We start from the raw sequence: 19,772 nt of genomic DNA, 5'->3' as shown, positions 1-19,772 counted from the left end.
TTTATTTCCTCCTTAATATTTAAAAAAATTAATCTACACTACTAAAGATACCCATAAACATTGGAACATTGCAAATGTTATCCTTAAGGTAAGTAAAAACTATGACTGATCTTCGACTTCACGAACTACAATTCTAGAGCCTTGAGTTGCTACAATTTTAACTTTTTTCCCTTGTGAGATAAATCCACCTTCTGATATAACGTCTAGTCGTTCATCATCAAAAATGACTGTCCCTGAAGGTCTTAACACTGTTGAAGTGTAGCCTACCTTACCTACAAGTTCTTGCCTCGTCGGATTAGATACATATCCTTGCTCTGACGTTGTTGCATACGTAAGTATCATTTTCTTTAACGGGCCTTTATAGCCAAAATACTTAAAGAAGAACACAGAAACGACAACTGTTACGACGACAGCTATTAAAATCGACAACAAAATATTGACAGTTGAATACGAAGCTAGAACCATACTGCCAATAATTGCGACAATCCCAAGAATACCAAATATTCCGAAGCCCGGGAAAAAGATTTCTACAATGATCAGAACAATACCCGCAACAAATAAAATCACCACTTCAAATCCAGCAAATCCAGCCACTAAATGACCGAAAAAGAATAAAAACAATGCAGAAAGCCCCATAATTCCTGGTATACCAAACCCTGGCGAATACAATTCTAAAACTAAACCTAAGCTCCCAATCGAAAGTAAGATCGGAATGATTACAGGATGTGTTACAAACCGGGCAATTTTCTCAGCAAAGCTTACTTCTAAATCTTTTATTACGGCATTTTCTGCTTCCAAAAATGTTAACAAATGATCACGATCATTTGCAATCGCTTCAGCATACCCTACTTTAATCGCATCACCTGAAGTTAAAGTTAGTAGTTTCCCCTCTCCAGCTCCTACTTCTGGTAGGTTAACACTAGTATCTGCCATGGCTCTCGCATAAATTGGATCTCGACCATTAAGCTTTGCAGCCTCTTCGAGTGTCGCAAGCCATGCTGACTGCATTTTGTCCTCGGCAGCATTTCCAGCACCATCTATAACAGCAGCCGAACCCATAGTCGTTCCAGGCGCCATGACAATTTGATCAGCATTTAGGGCTATGTAAGCTCCAGCTGACCACGCTTTTCCGATAACATAGGCTGTAATCGGGACTTCTGTCTGTCTGATTAAGTAAGCGATCTCTGTGGCAGCATCCACAAGGCCTCCTGGAGTATCTATTTCAAGGACAATGTGTGTCGCGCCTTCTTCAACAGCGGTAGAAAGTGCACGCCTCAAGAAGGCTTCTAGACCACGTTCTACCGATTGCTCGACAGGTATAAAGTAAACTACATCATTACTAGACTGACTATGTGCTGGAGGTTGTGCTATCCAAATGACAATAGCACAGGCGATTAGTGATAGAAAAAACATTCGTCTCATTACTAATTTACTCATGAACATCCTCCTTTCTTGTAGTTATGTAAATTCAATAAATAACAGACATTACATATACGTTTCTAGTATAGGAAAGTTCCCGCTTTTTTAAAAATAAATAAACGAATTTTATAATCACCTGAAATCAAGCTAGTTTCTATGATTACAAATAGACTTATTTGAAATAATACAATATGAAATTCATTAAATTGAGTGAAATTCATCATTACCTTACTATATCAATCTAAATACCTAAGCATATAAAAAACGCCTTGTGCTAGACAAGACGTTGTTTTATTTATGATAAATATTGTTGTACAAGTCGATTTACTACTGAACCATCAGTTTTTCCTTTAACTTTTGGTATAATCGCTCCCATTACCTTCCCCATATCAGCTTTTGAAGTAGCACCAATTTCTTGGATTGTCGATTTGACGATTTCAGCAACTTCTTCTTCTGATAATTGCTCTGGCATGTAAGCTTTTAAAATAACAACTTCTTCTCGTACTTTTTCGGCTAGATCTTCACGATTAGCCTTTTCAAACTCATGGAGGGAATCTTTGCGTTGTTTAAGCTCGCGATTAAGAACAGTGAGTGCTTCGTCTTCTGTAAGTTCTTTCTTAAGTTTAATCGCTTCGTTTTGTAAAGCTGATTTAACCATACGAATAACAGAGAGCCTTTGCTTTTCCTTATTCTTCATCGCTTCCTTCATATCAACAGTTAAACGATCAAGAAGATTCAAATCCAACACCCTCTCTTATTAGAACTTACGCTTCCTTGCTGCCTCTGACTTTTTCTTGCGTTTTACACTAGGCTTTTCATAGTGCTTACGCTTTTTCACTTCAGCCAAAGTACCTTCTCTAGATATTGACTTTTTGAAGCGACGAAGAGCAGCGTCAATCGATTCATTTTTGCGAACACGAGTCTCTGCCATCTTTAATTTCCCTCCCTCCGAAACAACCAATGAAAACATGTTTTACATAGCTCTCCTATATTAGAGGCTAAAAAATAGTGAAACAATCGCTAATTAGCGACAGTGAAAAAACATGTCTTTTAAGATTATAATATAACGACAATTTTAGGTCAACTTTTTTATTGTTTTTTCGATTTAATGAATTTCACATTTCATTATTTCCGCTACTAAGTAGGAAGTTCACTTTTTCTCTCGAAGGCTATATGACCTCGAGGGGCTGGGGGCTTGAGCTAGACATCTTATTCTAAAAACGCTTATGCTTCCTTAACCTTCAAAAAATAAAATAGTGCCTCTTCCCCTTGGCCTAACAACCTTTTTCTAATTTTTATTTTTTATTAGTCATGCCTGTACTCACTTGTCCATAGAAATGATAAAGAGGTGAGATTTATGGGAGAATTATTTTCTTTATTTGCTGTTTATATAACGATATTTCTTTTTGGCATGACGGTAATGAGAACTGGTTTAGTAAATTTATCACAAGACCGACTAAAAGTTACTTTAATGAAGATGACTAGTACACCTTGGAAAGGTTTATTAGTCGGTACCATTGTTACAGCAATTTTACAAAGTAGTTCAGCAGTAATGGTGATGACCGTAGGTTTAGTAGCTGCAGGATACTTAACGTTTAGGCAGTCAATCGGGATAATTCTCGGAACCAATATTGGTACTTGTTTTACGACTGAATTAATTGCTTTTAACATTACATCTGCAGTCATTCCTTTGTTGGTTATTGGCGTTATTTTATTAAATACGAGAAAGCATATCGCCTATTGTCTCGGATGTGTTTCTTTTGGTCTAGGCTGTATTTTTGTAGCAATGCAAGGATTAGAAAAGCTTGCTTATCCTATCGCCTCTATTCCTACTGCATATAATTTCTTGCAGTTAACAAACGAAAACAACCTGATTGCTATTGCTGTCGGTGCTGTTCTTTCTGCACTTATTCAATCAAGTACTGCAACTACAGCTATTGCTATGGGATTTATGAATGATCAGGTATTAGCACTACCTGCTGGGATTGGGATAATCCTAGGCGCAAACATCGGGACTTGTTTAACTGCTTTCTTAGCAAGCGTTGGCGCAAGTAGACCAGCAAAATTAGTTGCTTTTGCGCACATTTGGTTAAATATTATTGGGGTCTTAGTTTTTTTCCCATTTATCGGTTGGCTAGGCACAGTATCTGCTAGCTTAACAACGATTCCGAATCTACAGTTAGCACATGCAGGTACGATCTTTAATATCATCTCATCCTTAGCAGTTTTACCTTTCGTAGCACTGTTCGCTAATTTGATAAACACGTTACATGGGAAAGAGCAGTTCAGAGTGTAGAGTTTTGAGTTTTGAGTTTTGAGTTTTTTTTGCTTTGCTTCGTAGCTTGCTAATTTAACTCTTAACTCCTAACTAAAAACTAAAAAAGTGAGCCAATGGCTCACTTTTTAGTAGGTTGCGTCTGATTTTTCACCTTTAACGATAGATATCCCTGCGCTAGCCCCAATTCGGGTTGCACCTGCTTCTACCATTGCGAGTGCAGTTTCCCGGTCACGAACGCCTCCTGATGCTTTTACACCGATGTCAGGACCGACTGTTTTTCTCATTAAGGCAATGTCTGCCACAGTAGCCCCACCAGTAGAAAATCCTGTAGAAGTCTTAACAAAATCTGTTCCAGCCTTCACAGCTAGTTCGCATGCCTGAACTTTTTCTTCATCAGATAATAAGGATGTTTCAATAATTACTTTTGTTAGTGCTTTCCCTTTGGCAGCTTCAACTACAGCACGGATATCCTGCTCAACTAACTCATAATTCTTATCTTTTAGTGCACTTATATTAATTACCATATCAACTTCAGTAGCCCCATTTTCAATGGCATTTTTTGTTTCGAACGCCTTAACTGCTGAAGTTGTTGCACCTAATGGAAAACCAATAACGGTACAAACCTTTACTTCCGTTCCTTGAAGAATTTCCGCTGTTTTATGTACCCATGTTGGATTAACACATACAGAAGCAAAATTATATTCCTTTGCTTCGTTTGCTAATGTAATGATTTCTGCCTCTGTTGCATTTGCTTTTAGTAGAGTATGATCGATCATACGCGCTAAATGTTCACTCATAGATTTTACCCCCTTTTTAAGTTGTACGTACATCTCACATCATATCATTAATATTTTGAAAATACTATATTTAATATAGACTGTTTTCGCAAAGTTTGTTGCTTGAGTAAATACTAAGATTTCACTACTTATTTAGTAGGTAGTGCTCTTTTCTTACTCAATTTAATGGGTGATATCTTCATCTAACAAATTTCTCCAATTATTTTAGGTTAAAAAGCAACAAGTTTTTTTGTGCGACGAGTAACCGCAGGAGCAATCTTTTAGAAAAAAGCGTTTAGAAAAGAGCCTTAAGATAATAACTAAAAACTCCTAACAAGAAACCTTGCTAGGAGTTAGAATTAACTATTTACTTCTATTTCATGCAACTCATCTTCAATTACCCGGACAAATTCACCATAATTAACAGGATAACCCGCTTTAGCAATTTTAACTTTCACTAGCTTTCCAATCATATCTTCTGAAGCAGCAAATTTCACTTTTAAATAATTATCCGTGTATCCAATAAAATAACCACTTTCTTGATCATCACGATCCTCAGGAATAACCTCTAGTACTTCTCCTTCGAACTGTGAAGCGTATTCTTTAGCCAATTGGTTAGATAGCTCAATTAACTTATGAACTCTTTCATTTTTTACTTCCTCATCAACCTGGTCTTCCATTCTGGCTGCAGGGGTACCTGTTCGTTTCGAATAAGGGAAAACATGTAACTCTGAAAACTTATGTTTTGCAATAAAATCAAACGTTTCCTGGTACTCTTCAGCAGTTTCCCCTGGAAAACCGACGATTACATCACTAGTCACAGCAAGACCTGGTAAAGCTTCTTTCAAACGATCAAGACGTTCAGCAAAGAATTCCATTGTATACTTACGACGCATTCTCTTCAAAACTGTATCAGAGCCAGATTGAAGCGGAATATGCAAATGGCGAACAATTTTTTCAGAGTCATTGATTACCTGAATAACTTCATCGGAAATTTGGCTTGCTTCAATCGACGAAATTCGTATTCTCTTTAAGCCTTTAACAGATTCTAACTCTTTTAGAAGCTTGGCTAAACTATAATCCTTCATGTCCTCACCATACCCACCTGTATGAATACCTGTAAGAACAATTTCCTTATAGCCAGCAGCAACAAGTTGTGTAGCTTGTTTAATAACATCTTTAGGGTCACGCGAGCGCATTAAACCTCTAGCCCATGGAATGATGCAAAACGTACAGAAGTTATTACATCCTTCTTGTATCTTCAAAGAGGCACGAGTACGATCTGTAAAAGCTGGTACGTCTAGCTCCTCATAAACCCTAGCCTTCATAATATTACCAACTGCATTAATAGGCTGACGTTCAAGATTATACTGTTCAATGTATTCAAGCATTCGCGTACGATCTTGTGTACCAACAACGATATCAACACCAGGAATATTCATAATTTCGGCAGGAGACGTTTGGGCATAACAACCTGTCACACAAATAACTGCATCAGGATTTCTACGAACAGCCCTACGAATTACTTGTCTACTTTTTTTGTCACCTGTATTTGTTACAGTACATGTATTTATCACATAAACATCGGCTATTGTTTCAAAATCTTTCTTCTCATAGCCATTTTGTTGGAATAATTGCCAAATTGCTTCTGTTTCATAATGGTTAACTTTACACCCTAACGTATGAAATGCAACTGACGGCATACTCATCACCTCAACATCTCAAAATGATATGAAACTGCACTTAAAAAATACATTGCAGCAGTTTCCGTTCGTAAAATTCTTGGTCCAAAAGAGCAGGGAATAAAGCCTACCTTTTCTAGTTCTGTTACCTCTTCACCCGTTAAGCCACCTTCAGGTCCAATCACTACTAAGATAGAGTCTCCAGCTTTGGTCTTTTGAAGAGTTGTAACTAAATTTGTTTTTTCACCTTGCTTCGCTTGTTCTTCGAATGCAACTATTTTAATGTCATAGTGTACACTTTCTTTAACAAGCTGTTTAAAAGATAAGCTATTCAATACCTTAGGAATGACGTTTCGGTACGATTGCTCAGCAGCCTCTTTCGCAATTTTTCCGAGGCGTTCTAATTTTTTTTCAGCTTTTTTATCGTCCCACTTTACAATAGAACGATGAGCTCCGAAAGGCAAAAAAGCATGTGCTCCAAGCTCTGTTCCTTTTTGGACAATTAACTCTAGTTTATCACCTTTAGGAAGCCCTTGTGCAACGGTAACTTTTACCGGAAGTTCCGTTTGTTCAGTTAACACTTTAACGACAGTGCCACTGACTGCATGATTGGAGGTAGTGACAATTTCACATAAGGCTACGAGACCATCTTCATTAATGCAAATCAGTTGATCTCCTTGGTCCATTCTCATGACCTTAGTTATGTGCTTCACGTCTTCGCCACTAATCGAAAAATTTAAGTCATTTAGCTGATTATTTGCTACAAAATACCTTTGCACAAGTTCCACCACCAAAAGGAATTACTTACAAAACTTGAGCCTTGCTTTTGGCTCAAGTTTTGCAGTTCAAACATCTACAATTATTTGTTGTTCTTTGCAATAAAGGCGATCCAATCATCCATTTCAAGTGTTTCCTCAATAATAAAGCCGTTTTCTAATAGCGCATGTTCAACTTCCTGTCTTTTATTTCTAATAATGCCGGATGTGATAAATGTGCCATCATTTTTAAGGATCCTTCTAGCATCATCAATAAAGCGCAAGATTACTTCGGCTAAAATATTTGCGACTACTACATCGACCTCTCCTGTCACTTGTTCAAGTAAATTATTTTGTTTTACAGTAACAGTATCTTGAACTTTATTAAGCTTCACGTTTATTGTAGCACTTTGCACGGCAACCTCGTCTAAATCAAGCGCTAGGACTTTTTCTGCTCCTAATTTTGCCGCCGCAATGCTTAAAACGCCGGTACCAGTTCCGACATCAATGACATGATCGTTAGCAGTAATCTTCTTTTCAATTGCCTGGATGCAGAGTACTGTGGTTGGATGTGTCCCAGTTCCAAAGGCCATCCCAGGATCAAGTTCAATAATGCATTCGTCCTCACTCTGTGGAATATACTCTTCCCAAGTTGGAGTAATCGTAATGTACTTAGAGATTTTTACAGGCTTATAGTATTTCTTCCATGCAGTCGCCCACTCTTCTTCATTTACTTCACTTATTTTAACTGTGTTATGACCAATATCAATTCCATAAATGAGCAAACCGTTGATGGCATCTTTAATGCCGTCAACAGTTTCACCTAGAAAACTATTCACTTGAAGGTAAGCTTTAATGATAACTCCTTCTTCAGGATAATCGTTAGGAGATAGCTGATAGATTTCACCAAAATGATCTTCCCGTTCCTTCACAAGGTCTTCAGGATCTTCAATTACTACCCCACTAGCACCTGCTTCATGTAAGATGTTACATACAGGTTCAACAGCCTCTTGTGTTGTATGAATACTTAATTCTGACCATTTCATATGAATACCAACTCCATCTTCCTCATTAATTTTAATTAATCATTAAAGCTCTTAAACGCACGCTTAACTTTTGAGAAAAAGTTTTCATTTTGTTCATCTTGAGCTTGATTTCCTGTTAATTCTCCAAATTCTCTAAGCAAGTCTTTTTGCTTTTCTGTTAGATTCTTTGGTGTGATAACTCGAACCTTGATATGTTGATCACCTTGGCCATACCCACGTACATTTGGAATTCCTTTTCCTCTAAGCCTAAAATTCGTTCCTGTTTGTGTACCAGCAGGTATTTTCAATTTAATTTTGCCTTGTAATGTAGGAACTTCAACCTCATCACCTAATGTTGCTTGAACAAAGGTAATTGGCATTTCACAGTATAGATCATCTCCATCACGCTCGAAAAACTCATGTGGTTTCACATTGAAGACAACATATAGATCACCTGGAGGACCTCCATTTACCCCTGCTTCTCCTTGGCCAGATAAACGAATTTGTTGACCACTGTCAATTCCAGCAGGAATCTTAACGTGGATTTTTTTTCGTTTACGGACTTTACCTTTTCCTGCACAAGTTTTACATTTGTCTTTAATAAATTTCCCAGTACCATCACAATGGTTACAAACACGTCTATTTACAACACGTCCAAATGGTGTGTTTTGTTCAACATTTAATTGCCCTGAGCCATTACAATGAGAACATGTTTCTGGTTTTGTACCAGGCTTAGCACCACTTCCAAAACATGTATCACACGTTTCTTCTTTAGGAATTTCGATATCTGTTTCTTTCCCAAAAACAGCTTCTTTAAACTCTAAAGTCATCGTATATTGCAAATCTGCTCCTTGCCTTGGTGCATTCGGATTTCTTCTTGAAGCACCACCGCCAAAGAACATATCAAATATATCACCAAAACCACCGCCGAAGTCACCGCCACCAAAACCTTGATTTGGATCAGTATGACCAAATTGATCATAATGAGCCTTCTTTTGCGGATCATTTAGCGTATCATAAGCTTCTTTTACTTCCTTAAACTTACTCTCAGCATCCGCTTCTTTATTTACGTCTGGATGGTATTGACGAGCTAATTTCCGGTATGATTTTTTAATTTCTTCTGCAGATGCGTTTTTGTCGACCCCTAACACATCATAAAAGTCTCGTTTACTCATTGAACCCACTCCCGAATTTATTACATAACGAATATCTTAACACTATCCCTAAAAAATGTGAAGTAGAGACCTACTTTTGTGTTAATGTGGAAAAAAGTCAAAGCCTATAGAGCGGGACTTTGACTTTTTTCTCTAATCTCTTTAGAAAGAAGATTTATTTCTTATCTTCCTTTACTTCTTCATACTCTGCATCAACAACATTGTCGTCTGCTTTTGTTTCCCCAGCTTGAGCGTCTTCCCCGCCTTGTGCTGCTTGAGCCGCTTGTGCTGCTTGTTCGTAAAGCTTAACAGATAGAGCTTGAACTAATTCTTGAAGTTCATCTTTAGCCGTTTTAATTGCTTCGATATCAGTTCCAGTTAAAGCAGTTTTAACCTTTTCTTTTGCTTCATTAGCTTTTGCTACTTCAGCTTCATCAACTTTACCTTCAAGGTCTTTTAAAGTCTTCTCTGTTGTAAAGACTAAATGATCTGCTTCATTGCGAAGATCTACTTCTTCACGACGCTTCTTATCCGCTTCAGCATTTGCTTCCGCATCTTTCACCATTTTTTCAATTTCATCATCAGTTAAACCTGAAGAAGATGTAATTGTAATTGATTGTTCTTTATTAGTTCCAAGGTCTTTTGCCTTAACATTCACAATTCCGTTTGCATCGATATCAAATGTAACTTCAATTTGTGGGATACCACGTGGTGCTGGTGGAATATCCGATAACTGGAATCTACCTAATGTTTTGTTATCAGCAGCCATTTGACGCTCACCTTGAAGTACGTGAATATCAACAGAAGGTTGATTATCACTAGCAGTCGAGAATACTTGTGACTTACTAGTTGGAATTGTTGTGTTACGATCAATCAGTTTTGTAAATACGCCCCCCATTGTTTCAATACCAAGAGATAGCGGAGTTACGTCTAGTAAAACAACATCTTTAACTTCACCAGTCAAAACACCTGCTTGAACAGCTGCCCCTAACGCAACTACTTCATCAGGGTTTACGCCTTTATGAGGGTCTTTCCCAGTTAACTTTTTGATTGCTTCTTGTACAGCAGGAATACGTGTAGATCCACCAACAAGAACAACTTTGTGAATGTCACTTGGTGTCATTCCAGCATCTTTCAAAGCTTGACGAGTAGGTCCCATCGTACGTTCTACAAGGTTGCTTGAAAGTTCTTCAAACTTCGCACGAGTTAATGTCAACTCTAAGTGCTTAGGTCCTGTAGCGTCAGCCGTAATAAACGGTAGAGAAATCTGCGTTGATGTTACACCTGATAAATCTTTCTTTGCTTTTTCTGCAGCATCTTTTAAACGTTGTAATGCCATTTTATCTTGAGCTAAATCGATCGAATTTTCTTTCTTGAATTCAGCTACTAAGTGGTCAATAATTACTTGGTCAAAGTCATCTCCACCAAGCTTATTGTCTCCTGATGTTGCTCTAACTTCGAAGAAACCTTCTCCTAATTCAAGGATCGATACGTCAAACGTACCTCCACCAAGATCATATACAAGAATTGTTTGCTCTTCTTGCTTTTCAAGACCATAGGCTAGAGCAGCTGCAGTTGGCTCATTGACGATACGCTCAACTTCTAAACCAGCAATTTTACCAGCATCTTTTGTTGCTTGACGTTGAGAGTCATTGAAGTATGCAGGTACAGTAATAACAGCCTTTGTTACTTTTTCACCAAGATATGCTTCTGCATCTTCCTTAAGTTTTTGCAGAATGATTGCTGAAATTTCTTGTGGAGTATATTGTTTACCTTCTACTTCTACTTTATGGTCAGTACCAATATAACGTTTGATAGATTGGATCGTATTTGGGTTCGTAATTGCTTGACGCTTGGCAACTTCACCAACTAAACGCTCACCATTTTTAAATGCAACAACTGATGGAGTTGTACGATTTCCTTCTGGATTAGGGATAACTGTTGCTTCCCCACCTTCCATTACAGCTACACATGAATTTGTTGTACCTAAATCAATACCTATAACTTTACTCATTGATTATTCCTCCTAAAAATATATGTAATCCTTCTATTATTGACTAACCTTAACCATTGACGGTCGAATGACACGGTCTTTTAATTTGTAGCCTTTTTGAAGTTCCTCAACTACCTGATTTGGTTCAAACTCGTCACTTTCGACCTGCATAACAGCTTGATGGTAGTGTGGGTCAAAACTTTGTCCAACTGCATCAATTACTTGTAAGCCTTCAGTTTTTAATGCATCAGTAAGTTGGCGATAAACCATTTCCATTCCTTGTAACAAGCTTTTTGCATCATCACTTTCTACCTTTACCGCTAAAGCACGATCAAAGTTATCGATGGCTGGGATTAAGTCTTCTATAAGGCTTTGTGCCCTAAATTTAGTAGCCGCCTCCATATCTTGCCTAGTTCTGCGACGGAAATTATCGTAATCCGCTTGCGAACGTAGAAGGCGATTATTCAATTCTTTCACTTCCGCTTGAAGTGCTTGAATTTGCTTTTCTTCTTCTGTTAAAAGTTCTTGAGTTGCATCTTCTGTATCTAGTTGTTCTGCCTTAACAACATCATTTTCAACTACTTCAGCTTGAACATCTGTTTGTTCTTCTTGTGTTTGTTGTTTTGCTTGATCCAACTATTTCACCTCCCTAACAAAATAACTACTCTATATTTGAAATCTTCCTCGATCATCGAAGTTTCGATCATCGAGGGAAAATGAACGACCAATTAGAATGATAGATTTTTTTCACTCTTTGTCAATATTGCCATTACTTATTCCTTTGATACAAACTAGTTAATGTATTTGTCATACCTTTAGATAGGTAATCTAAGACACTAATCACACGCCGATATTCCATTCTGGTTGGTCCAAGAATTCCAATCGTCCCTAAGTGCTTTCCATCAACAGTATAAGTCGCAGTTATCACACTACACTGATCAATGGCCTGTAGTTTATTTTCTTGGCCTATTTTCACTGTAATCCCAGAGTTTTCAGATCTAAATATTTGATGAATTAGTTGCTTTTCTTCAAACATCTCTACTATTTGCTTAACTTTATCAACGTCTCGAAACTCCGGCTGAGAGAAGATGTTTGTTTTTCCACCAAAAAAGATTTTGTCATTCTTTTCTTGTTTCAACGATTGCTCAACCATTTTCAGCATATCTTTATAGTTCGTGATGTGCATTTTAAGCACGTCCCCAACCTCAGAAAAGATCTTCCCTCTCAGCTCCAGCATTGAAACTCCCTTAAGGCGCTCATTTAAAATGTTCACCATTATTTCAATATCTGATAACTCCATTCCCTCAGGAATTTTGATGGACTGTTTCTCAACATGACCAGTATCAGTAACGATAATGGCAACTCCCGTATCTTTTGAAAGTGGAATGATTTGCAAATGCTGCAACTTCGTTTCAAAAACTTCAGGTCCCAAGGCAATTGAAGTGTAGCTCGTCAAATTAGATAAAATTTGGGCTGATTGTTCAATCACTTGCTCAACTTCCTGGATTTTTTGGACGAACAAAGATTTAACGTCAACAAACTCTGGCTTATCTATTTCTTCTGGTGATAATAATTGATCTACATAGTAGCGATAGCCTTTTTGCGAAGGTATTCTACCAGCAGAACTGTGTGGCTTTTCAAGAAAACCGAGTTCTTCTAAATCTGCCATCTCATTTCTGATGGTAGCAGGGCTATACGAGATGTCTTCTCTTTTAGACACACTTCTAGAACCAACTGGTTCAGCGGAACGAATGTAATCATCAACAATAGCTTTTAGTATCAATAATTGTCGCTCTGTTAACATATCATATCACCTCTGTTAGCACTCATCTATGTCGAGTGCTAATTACTAACAATAATAAATTACCAAAAATCTAGGCTCGTTGTCAATGATATTGAAAAGATAGTTTGGAGTTTTGAGTGTAGATTTTAGACTTAAAGCTCGAAGTGATCGAAGTGCTATAAATCCCTTTAGTGTCTAGACATTTTTTTAACTCCGTCTTGCTTGTATGAACTACACCCTACACTAATTAAGAAGGAATTTTTCAAATACTTCGTTAGCTACAAATAATCCTCTCCTTGTTAATGCAATCCTATCGTTACTTACTTTTAATAGACCTTGTTCTCTTAATTGCTGAATTTCTTTTCCAAAAAGATCGTAGGGTGATTTTTGATATCGCTCTGTAAAAAGTGAAACAGATACTCCCTCAATTTTTCTAAGTCCGAGAAACATTTCCTCTTCGATTTTTTCATTGTCTGTTACTTTATGACTTTCAATAGTTGAAACACCTGTAGTCTCAATAAGAGATAGGTACTTTTTTATTGGGCCAGCATTCGCATGCCTATTTCCGTAGACATAACCATGCGCCCCCGCACCGATACCATAATATTCTTCATTGTTCCAATAGGTTAAATTGTGTTTGCTTTCAAATCCCTTTTTTCCAAAATTGCTGATTTCATAATGCTCATATCCGCTACTGATTAACGTGTTAATTAACAGATCATACATTGCTACTTCATCATCTTCTGGAGGGAGTTGCAGCTTCCCTTTTCGAAACAGTTGGTGAAAGACTGTTTTTTCTTCTATCTTTAGAGAATATGCCGAAAAATGTGGAACTTCTAACTCAATGGCTTTTTGTAAAGTTTCAGCAAACATCTCAGTTGTTTGCTGAGGTAAACCGAACATTAAGTCAATTGAAATATTGTCCAACCCATGTTTTCTAGCACTTGCAATTGTTTCATAAATATCTTTCTCTTCATGGGTCCTGCCAATCTTTTGAAGCAAATCTTTTTGAAAAGCTTGAACACCAATACTTAAACGGTTAATTCCTCCTGCTTTCATAACTGCTAATTTTTCAGCATCAGCATTTCCAGGATTTAATTCAATAGTAAATTCTCCACTTGGTTTAAAAATCTGATTAATCGCTCTTAAGAGGGTCTCTAACTGAGTGGCTGATAAAGCTGATGGTGTGCCTCCACCAATGTAGACAGTGTCAATAACATCAAAAGGAAATTTTGCCACTGTGGCTTTCATTTCTTGTTCGACGGCTGCGACGTATTCATCTACTGGCTGGCCTTTAAGAAACACTTTATTAAAATCACAATAATGACAAATCTGCTCACAGAAAGGGATATGGATATAGACTGCTTTTGGCTTAGACACGGGTTCACCTTCTTCTTTAATGTAGTTTTGAGTTTTGAGGGTTGAGTTTTGAGTTACTTGAAAGATTTGCATCGAAGCTTATCTTACAAAAACTCATAACTCAAAACTCTACACTCTTAACTGAATTTAGTTTGCGTAGAAAAACCGTAGAATTTCCATCTACGGTTCTCCCTTTTAAATCATTTATTTGCTATCGTCCATCTTAAGTACGGCCATGAATGCTTCCTGTGGAACTTCAACACTTCCGACACTCTTCATCCGCTTTTTACCTTCTTTTTGCTTGTCAAGAAGCTTACGTTTACGGGAAATGTCTCCCCCATAACATTTAGCTAGAACGTTTTTACGAATAGCCTTGATGGTTGAACGTGCAATAATTTTTTGTCCAATACTTGCTTGAACTGGAACTTCGAATTGTTGACGTGGGATTAATTCTTTCAGCTTTTCAACAATTACTTTCCCTCGTTCGTAAGCTGCATCACGGTGAACAATTACAGATAATGCGTCTACTTTTTCAGCATTTAACATAATATCCATTTTCACTAGTTTCGATTGCTTATAACCAATTAGTTCATAATCAAATGAAGCATAACCTTTTGTACTTGATTTTAGTTGATCAAAGAAGTCGTAAACAATTTCTGATAATGGAATGTCGTATGCTAGAGTTACACGGTTCGCATCTAGATATTGCATATCGAGATAATTCCCACGTTTTCGTTGACATATTTCCATGACTGAACCAACGTAATCATTTGGAACCATGATCGAAGCTTTCACGTATGGTTCTTCAACAAAGTCGATCACTTGTGGATCAGGCATTTTTGAAGGGTTATCAATACGCATTTCCTCACCACTTGTTAAAGTTACCTGGTAAATAACACTTGGTGCTGTCGTAATAAGGTCAATATTAAATTCTCTTTCAATACGCTCTTGGATAATTTCCATATGCAATAATCCTAAGAAGCCACAACGAAAACCAAAGCCTAATGCTTGAGACGTTTCTGGTTCATATTGCAGAGAAGCATCATTTAGTTCTAATTTCTCTAGAGCATCTCTTAAGTCGTTGTAATCATTTGTATCCAACGGATAAAGTCCACAGAACACCATTGGGTTCATTTTACGGTAACCTGCTAATGGTTCCTTGGCAGGGTTAGAAACACTTGTAATTGTATCCCCGACTCGAGTATCACCAACATTTTTAATAGAGGCTGTTAAGAAACCTACATCCCCTACTGTTAGCTCGTCCCGTTTTACTGGTTTTGGCGTAAATACTCCAGCTTCAATTACTTCAAATTCCGCTCCAGTTGCCATCATCCGAATTTTTTGACCAGGCTTTACCGTGCCCTCTACAATTCGAATGTAAACGACGACTCCTCGGTAAGGGTCATATAAAGAATCAAAGATCAGTGCCTGTAAAGGTCCTTCTGGATCACCACTTGGAGCAGGAACCTTCTGAACTACTTGTTCTAATATTTCTTCAATTCCAATCCCGTTTTTTGCAGAGGCTAAAACTGCATCAGATGTATCTAAGCCAATGATATCTTCGACTTCCTTTTTCACTCGTTCAGGTTCTGCACTCGGTAAGTCAATTTTATTTATAACAGGTAAAATCTCTAGATCATTATCAAGTGCCAAATATACATTCGCTAGTGTTTGTGCTTCAATACCTTGGGCAGCGTCAACAATCAATAAGGCACCTTCACAAGCCGCTAAGCTTCTTGACACTTCATAAGTGAAGTCAACGTGACCTGGAGTATCAATTAAGTGAAAAATATATTCTTCTCCATCTTTCGCTTTATACGTTAACTGGACGGCATTTAATTTGATCGTTATGCCTCGTTCTCTTTCTAAATCCATTGCATCTAGCATTTGGTCTTTCATTTCCCGTTGCGTTAATGCACTTGTTTTTTCTAGAATACGGTCTGCTAACGTTGATTTCCCGTGATCTATATGAGCAATAATCGAAAAGTTACGGATTTTCTCTCGACGTTTTAATCGTTCTTCTTTATTCATGAATTCATCACTCCTATATAATAAAAGCGCAGAGGGCCTGTTTAGCGGCGACAAGCAAATGTTCTGACAGGAAAGCTACTTCTTGAAAACACCTCTTGCAGCTTTGCGACGAGTAATCGCAGGAGCAAAAGTGTGCTTTTTCACTTTTTTATCTAAGAAAAAGTGAAATCCTTTTTCCTCGGCAGGTTATTTGACCTCGAGCCGCTGGCTCTCGTAGCTAGACAACTTTTAAATTTTTTAACTTTATATCTTTTAAAAAGCGCAAGCGCCCATTTAAGCCCCAAAAGTAAAAGTTCTAACGGATAAAAAGTGCGCACTATCACGATTTACCTGCGAATTTGAACAGTATGAGGGACATGGCGCTGCAGATATACATCTTTCCAGCTTCTAATTAAGTATTTATATTCTTGGCCCATCTTTTAGAATTGCCAATACACATAGAATAAATTATAACAATAGCAAGGTGTTGTTTCAATCTATTTTAGTTTAGTGACCTTTTAGATTACTCAAAAATAGGATTTTATGTATTCATAGGGATCATTTTTTCTTAAAATATGCCAAAAACAGCTGACAGATTTTAATCGTTAACAGTGGTTACGCACTAAAAAGACTGCTAGAAGCAGTCTTTTACGTCAAAATATTCCCAATTGTCGATGTCAACTTTGAAAGTAAATTCGAAAATACAACATTAAGCCCATCCGAGAGCTTAGCTCCCATTTGTGAAAATAAATTAAACGTTTCAATTTGTTCTAGCTTCGCTTGTTTCCCTTTTAAATCATGACTAGTTAATTCTCTTGGATTACTAGTAACGGTTTCGGTGTGAACGGACTGAACCTCTATTTTTTCTACAGGCTTTGTTAGGGCAAACTGGCTATCACCAGTCATCTTAACCATACTATTGCTTGCGACCTGTATACCGATTAATACTCCTAAAAATAAGATTGTTGTCGTAAAAAAACATTTTAATAAAAATTTACTCATCCGTTTACACCTCCAACATTACTGTTTATTTACTTTTTGTGCATTCCAATAGAATTCACTAAATACTTCTGCAAAGGCTTCTGCAGAGCGATAGGTTTCTTCTAGAGTATTTTCAACTCCACCAAATTCAACTAAGATTGAGTTTGGCGATAAATCCTGATTGTATCGTCCATTTGAACCAGATCCACCCTTTGCGATAACCCCTCTACTCAGCCCTGGATATTTCTTATCCAGCATTTCATGAAGTTCTGCAGCGAGTTTAGCATTTTTCTCGAAATTTTTATTGTTTTCACCGATAACAAAAAAAGTTCGAGCGTACTCAACACCATTTATCGTTACTGTAGTAATTTCCCTTCCTACACCATCTCGATGTAAGTCAAAGAAAAACTCCAAATCGCCATTCGTACTTATTGCTTCTTTAACAATCTCGCGTGACGCATCGTATGACTGACCATATACCCAACCACGTTGACTCAGCATTGAACCGATATCACTTTTATCAACTTCAACACCTATTCCCCTTTTTTCTAATTCACGACCTAAGCGTTCGCCGACAAGTGTAATGTTCACTTCTGAATGAAAAGCCTGATTCGGGACATTTGTATCTTTTAACTCTGGTAAAAATGATTCACGACTATGAGAATGAATAATGTGAACTACTTTTCTTCCATCAGTTGTTACTTGTGGTGGTGGAAACTCCTCTGCTGCTTTATCTAATTTATCCAAACTTTCTTGAGATGCTTCCCTTTCAGCCATCATCACTTCCATCGGCGGTGCCGATTCAATTGGCATATTCGTATAATCGGTTCCTTCACCAGCGACGATAATTTTTCCATCAAATAAGGCAAACCCAGGTAGTTCTCTTCCAAGTAAACTTCTGGGGTCATCCGGATTTAAACTAGTAGCCAATTCAAATGCTAGTGCTGAGATTTTAGGCGGTTCACTTTCTTCTGGCAAAACTTGCGTAAAATATGGGTTTTCAGTACCCATCATGTACATTAATGCATCACTTGATACATAGGAACTCCATGCATGTACAGTTGAAGAAGATATTCCATATCCAGGTTCAAAAGCGGTAAGCATCCCAGTAATAATAAATAAGGCAATCACCCCAACAATTACGAGGACCGCAAGCCGCTTAATACTTGTCCTATTTAACGAAAACGTAATACTTTTAAACTTTCTAGAAGACATGATCTCACCCTTTCAAGCTTGTCTACATTATGTGTATGACAAAGAATGAAGGGGTAGAACTTTTTTTAAAAGTTTTGAGTTTTGAGTGTTGAGTTTTTATGATTGGAATGCTTCGAAGCAAAACCCACATAACTCTTAACTCAAAACTCAACACTCAAAGCTTTAGTGAGTGTACATCCCAACATTATCTTGATCTACATCTCCGTGAAGGGCTGCGTTTAGTCCCGCTGCAATAACATTGGCCATATCTTCGATGAACACATCTACTTCTTTTGGTGTCACCATTAGATTGTGTCCTAGTGGTGCGAGTACCTCACGAATTAATTGGCGTTTCTCTTCTTCTTCTAAACCACCAATCATTCCCATGATATTTTGTCTAGTTTCAAGTTCAGGAAGATCCTCGTCTGTAAGAACTCGCTTTTCACCAAACGTCATCCCAGCAGGGGTTAAGGAACGAGATGGTTTCTTTCCTTCTCGCATCTCTCTGCCAAAATGTTTAAGAACAAAGTCAATTGTATCGCTAGTAATCGAAACGGCATCAACTACCGTTGGAATTCCCACTGCTATAACAGGAATACCTAGAGTTTCTTTACTAAGTTCCTTACGCTTATTTCCAACCCCAGATCCAGGATGTATTCCGGAATCAGATACTTGAATCGTTGTATTTACTCTTTCAATAGATCTTGCCGCTAGGGCATCAATTGCAATGACGAAATCGGGCTTCGTTTTTTCAATTACTCCATGGATGATATCGCTCGTTTCAATACCAGTGATCCCCATGACACCTGGAGTAAGAGCACTTACAGGACGGAAGCCGTCTGATATTTGTTCTGGTTGCAGTTCGAAAATATGTTTTGTTATTAATAAATTTTCTACCGCGATCGGACCTAGGGCATCCGGTGTAACATTCCAATTCCCTAACCCAACGACTAAACAACTTGCATCCTTGCTAATCCCTAATTGTTTTAAAAATTGATTAAATTCCTTTGCAAAAACACGTTCAACTTTTTCTTGTAATTCAGTATCTTTATTACGGATGCCCTGAATCTCAAATGTTAAATAACTTCCTGGTTTTTTCCCTAACCTTTGGGCACCTTCTTCAGTAATATCAACTGTTGTTATATGTACTCCCTCTTCTTCACGTTCTTTAACAATAACTCCATTGATTGTTTGCTTTTGCTCTGATTGACCTCTAGCTTCTCTTTCTTGGACTAACTCGTGAGCCTCAAGAGCTAAATCAGTTCGAACGTTATATTGCTCAAGATTAATTTCCTTAGACATAATAAGCACCCCTCATAACTTTTTCTATACAAATTGTTCCCTGTATAGTTTTATGCTATTC

17 protein-coding genes are annotated in these 19,772 nt (G+C 37.6%); 1 reads left to right on the top strand and 16 read right to left on the bottom strand.

Annotated features, from left to right (window positions below; translation table 11 throughout):
- Positions 1–99: 99 nt before the first annotated feature.
- The 3 genes from H1D32_RS19735 to rpsU form a co-directional block, all read right to left on the bottom strand.
- Positions 100–1,437, bottom strand: a complete 1,338-nt coding sequence (locus tag H1D32_RS19735; protein ID WP_261179929.1) for an NfeD family protein — start codon at positions 1,435–1,437, stop codon at positions 100–102.
- Between the two features lie 277 nt (positions 1,438–1,714).
- Entirely contained in the window at positions 1,715–2,158 is a 444-nt protein-coding gene (locus H1D32_RS19730) for a GatB/YqeY domain-containing protein (protein ID WP_261180014.1), read from the bottom strand.
- An 18-nt stretch (positions 2,159–2,176) separates the two neighbouring features.
- Positions 2,177–2,350, bottom strand: a complete 174-nt coding sequence (rpsU, locus tag H1D32_RS19725) for a 30S ribosomal protein S21 (RefSeq protein ID WP_071317389.1) — start codon at positions 2,348–2,350, stop codon at positions 2,177–2,179.
- Positions 2,351–2,776: 426 nt separating this feature from the next.
- Here rpsU and H1D32_RS19720 point away from each other — a divergent pair, with 426 nt between their 5' ends.
- Positions 2,777–3,715: a Na/Pi symporter gene (locus H1D32_RS19720; RefSeq protein WP_261179928.1), complete on the top strand. Its 939-nt coding sequence runs from the start codon at positions 2,777–2,779 to the stop codon at positions 3,713–3,715.
- A 107-nt stretch (positions 3,716–3,822) separates the two neighbouring features.
- Here H1D32_RS19720 and deoC read toward each other — a convergent pair whose 3' ends face one another.
- From deoC to gpr, 13 genes are all read right to left on the bottom strand, one after another.
- On the bottom strand, positions 3,823–4,494 hold the full coding sequence (gene deoC, locus H1D32_RS19715) for a deoxyribose-phosphate aldolase (protein WP_261179927.1): 672 nt from the start codon (positions 4,492–4,494) through the stop codon (positions 3,823–3,825).
- 338 nt (positions 4,495–4,832) lie between these two features.
- A complete protein-coding gene (mtaB, locus tag H1D32_RS19710; RefSeq protein WP_261179926.1) occupies positions 4,833–6,176 on the bottom strand; it encodes a tRNA (N(6)-L-threonylcarbamoyladenosine(37)-C(2))-methylthiotransferase MtaB in 1,344 nt (447 codons plus the stop codon).
- A 5-nt stretch (positions 6,177–6,181) separates the two neighbouring features.
- Complete coding sequence (locus H1D32_RS19705; RefSeq protein ID WP_261179925.1) at positions 6,182–6,934, bottom strand: 16S rRNA (uracil(1498)-N(3))-methyltransferase; 753 nt, start codon at positions 6,932–6,934, stop codon at positions 6,182–6,184.
- A gap of 80 nt (positions 6,935–7,014) precedes the next feature.
- Entirely contained in the window at positions 7,015–7,956 is a 942-nt protein-coding gene (gene prmA, locus H1D32_RS19700) for a 50S ribosomal protein L11 methyltransferase (protein WP_261179924.1), read from the bottom strand.
- A 35-nt stretch (positions 7,957–7,991) separates the two neighbouring features.
- On the bottom strand, positions 7,992–9,110 hold the full coding sequence (gene dnaJ, locus H1D32_RS19695; RefSeq protein ID WP_261179923.1) for a molecular chaperone DnaJ: 1,119 nt from the start codon (positions 9,108–9,110) through the stop codon (positions 7,992–7,994).
- Positions 9,111–9,264: 154 nt separating this feature from the next.
- The gene (dnaK, locus tag H1D32_RS19690; protein WP_261179922.1) at positions 9,265–11,103 is read right to left on the bottom strand and encodes a molecular chaperone DnaK; all 1,839 of its coding nucleotides are present in this window, start codon (positions 11,101–11,103) and stop codon (positions 9,265–9,267) included.
- A gap of 36 nt (positions 11,104–11,139) precedes the next feature.
- Positions 11,140–11,718, bottom strand: coding sequence for a nucleotide exchange factor GrpE (grpE, locus tag H1D32_RS19685; RefSeq protein WP_261179921.1), 579 nt, complete (start codon positions 11,716–11,718; stop codon positions 11,140–11,142).
- 133 nt (positions 11,719–11,851) lie between these two features.
- Positions 11,852–12,886: a heat-inducible transcriptional repressor HrcA gene (gene hrcA, locus H1D32_RS19680; protein ID WP_261179920.1), complete on the bottom strand. Its 1,035-nt coding sequence runs from the start codon at positions 12,884–12,886 to the stop codon at positions 11,852–11,854.
- A 222-nt stretch (positions 12,887–13,108) separates the two neighbouring features.
- Positions 13,109–14,245, bottom strand: coding sequence for a radical SAM family heme chaperone HemW (gene hemW / locus H1D32_RS19675; RefSeq protein ID WP_261179919.1), 1,137 nt, complete (start codon positions 14,243–14,245; stop codon positions 13,109–13,111).
- A 183-nt stretch (positions 14,246–14,428) separates the two neighbouring features.
- On the bottom strand, positions 14,429–16,255 hold the full coding sequence (gene lepA / locus H1D32_RS19670) for a translation elongation factor 4 (RefSeq protein WP_261179918.1): 1,827 nt from the start codon (positions 16,253–16,255) through the stop codon (positions 14,429–14,431).
- A 627-nt stretch (positions 16,256–16,882) separates the two neighbouring features.
- Entirely contained in the window at positions 16,883–17,236 is a 354-nt protein-coding gene (locus H1D32_RS19665; protein WP_261179917.1) for a DUF3679 domain-containing protein, read from the bottom strand.
- A gap of 18 nt (positions 17,237–17,254) precedes the next feature.
- Positions 17,255–18,430, bottom strand: a complete 1,176-nt coding sequence (gene spoIIP, locus H1D32_RS19660) for a stage II sporulation protein P (protein WP_261179916.1) — start codon at positions 18,428–18,430, stop codon at positions 17,255–17,257.
- A gap of 162 nt (positions 18,431–18,592) precedes the next feature.
- On the bottom strand, positions 18,593–19,711 hold the full coding sequence (gene gpr, locus H1D32_RS19655) for a GPR endopeptidase (RefSeq protein ID WP_261179915.1): 1,119 nt from the start codon (positions 19,709–19,711) through the stop codon (positions 18,593–18,595).
- Positions 19,712–19,772: the final 61 nt, after the last annotated feature.

Origin of the sequence: Anaerobacillus sp. CMMVII (assembly GCF_025377685.1) — a bacterium.
GTDB lineage: Bacteria > Bacillota > Bacilli > Bacillales > Anaerobacillaceae > Anaerobacillus.
The sequence above is the reverse complement of the archived record's forward strand: the minus strand, read 5'-3'. Positions and strand labels throughout refer to the sequence as shown.

Bases quoted from the DNA above. Each gene is read 5' to 3' on its own strand.
- H1D32_RS19735 (WP_261179929.1), bottom strand. From the start codon at position 1,437: ATGAGTAAATTAGTAATGAGACGAATGTTTTTTCTATCACTAATCGCC.
- rpsU (WP_071317389.1), bottom strand. From the start codon at position 2,350: ATGGCAGAGACTCGTGTTCGCAAAAATGAATCGATTGACGCTGCTCTT.
- H1D32_RS19720 (WP_261179928.1), top strand. From the start codon at position 2,777: ATGGGAGAATTATTTTCTTTATTTGCTGTTTATATAACGATATTTCTT.
- deoC (WP_261179927.1), bottom strand. From the start codon at position 4,494: ATGAGTGAACATTTAGCGCGTATGATCGATCATACTCTACTAAAAGCA.
- mtaB (WP_261179926.1), bottom strand. From the start codon at position 6,176: ATGCCGTCAGTTGCATTTCATACGTTAGGGTGTAAAGTTAACCATTAT.
- prmA (WP_261179924.1), bottom strand. From the start codon at position 7,956: ATGAAATGGTCAGAATTAAGTATTCATACAACACAAGAGGCTGTTGAA.
- dnaJ (WP_261179923.1), bottom strand. From the start codon at position 9,110: ATGAGTAAACGAGACTTTTATGATGTGTTAGGGGTCGACAAAAACGCA.
- dnaK (WP_261179922.1), bottom strand. From the start codon at position 11,103: ATGAGTAAAGTTATAGGTATTGATTTAGGTACAACAAATTCATGTGTA.
- hrcA (WP_261179920.1), bottom strand. From the start codon at position 12,886: ATGTTAACAGAGCGACAATTATTGATACTAAAAGCTATTGTTGATGAT.
- lepA (WP_261179918.1), bottom strand. From the start codon at position 16,255: ATGAATAAAGAAGAACGATTAAAACGTCGAGAGAAAATCCGTAACTTT.
- H1D32_RS19665 (WP_261179917.1), bottom strand. From the start codon at position 17,236: ATGAGTAAATTTTTATTAAAATGTTTTTTTACGACAACAATCTTATTT.
- spoIIP (WP_261179916.1), bottom strand. From the start codon at position 18,430: ATGTCTTCTAGAAAGTTTAAAAGTATTACGTTTTCGTTAAATAGGACA.
- gpr (WP_261179915.1), bottom strand. From the start codon at position 19,711: ATGTCTAAGGAAATTAATCTTGAGCAATATAACGTTCGAACTGATTTA.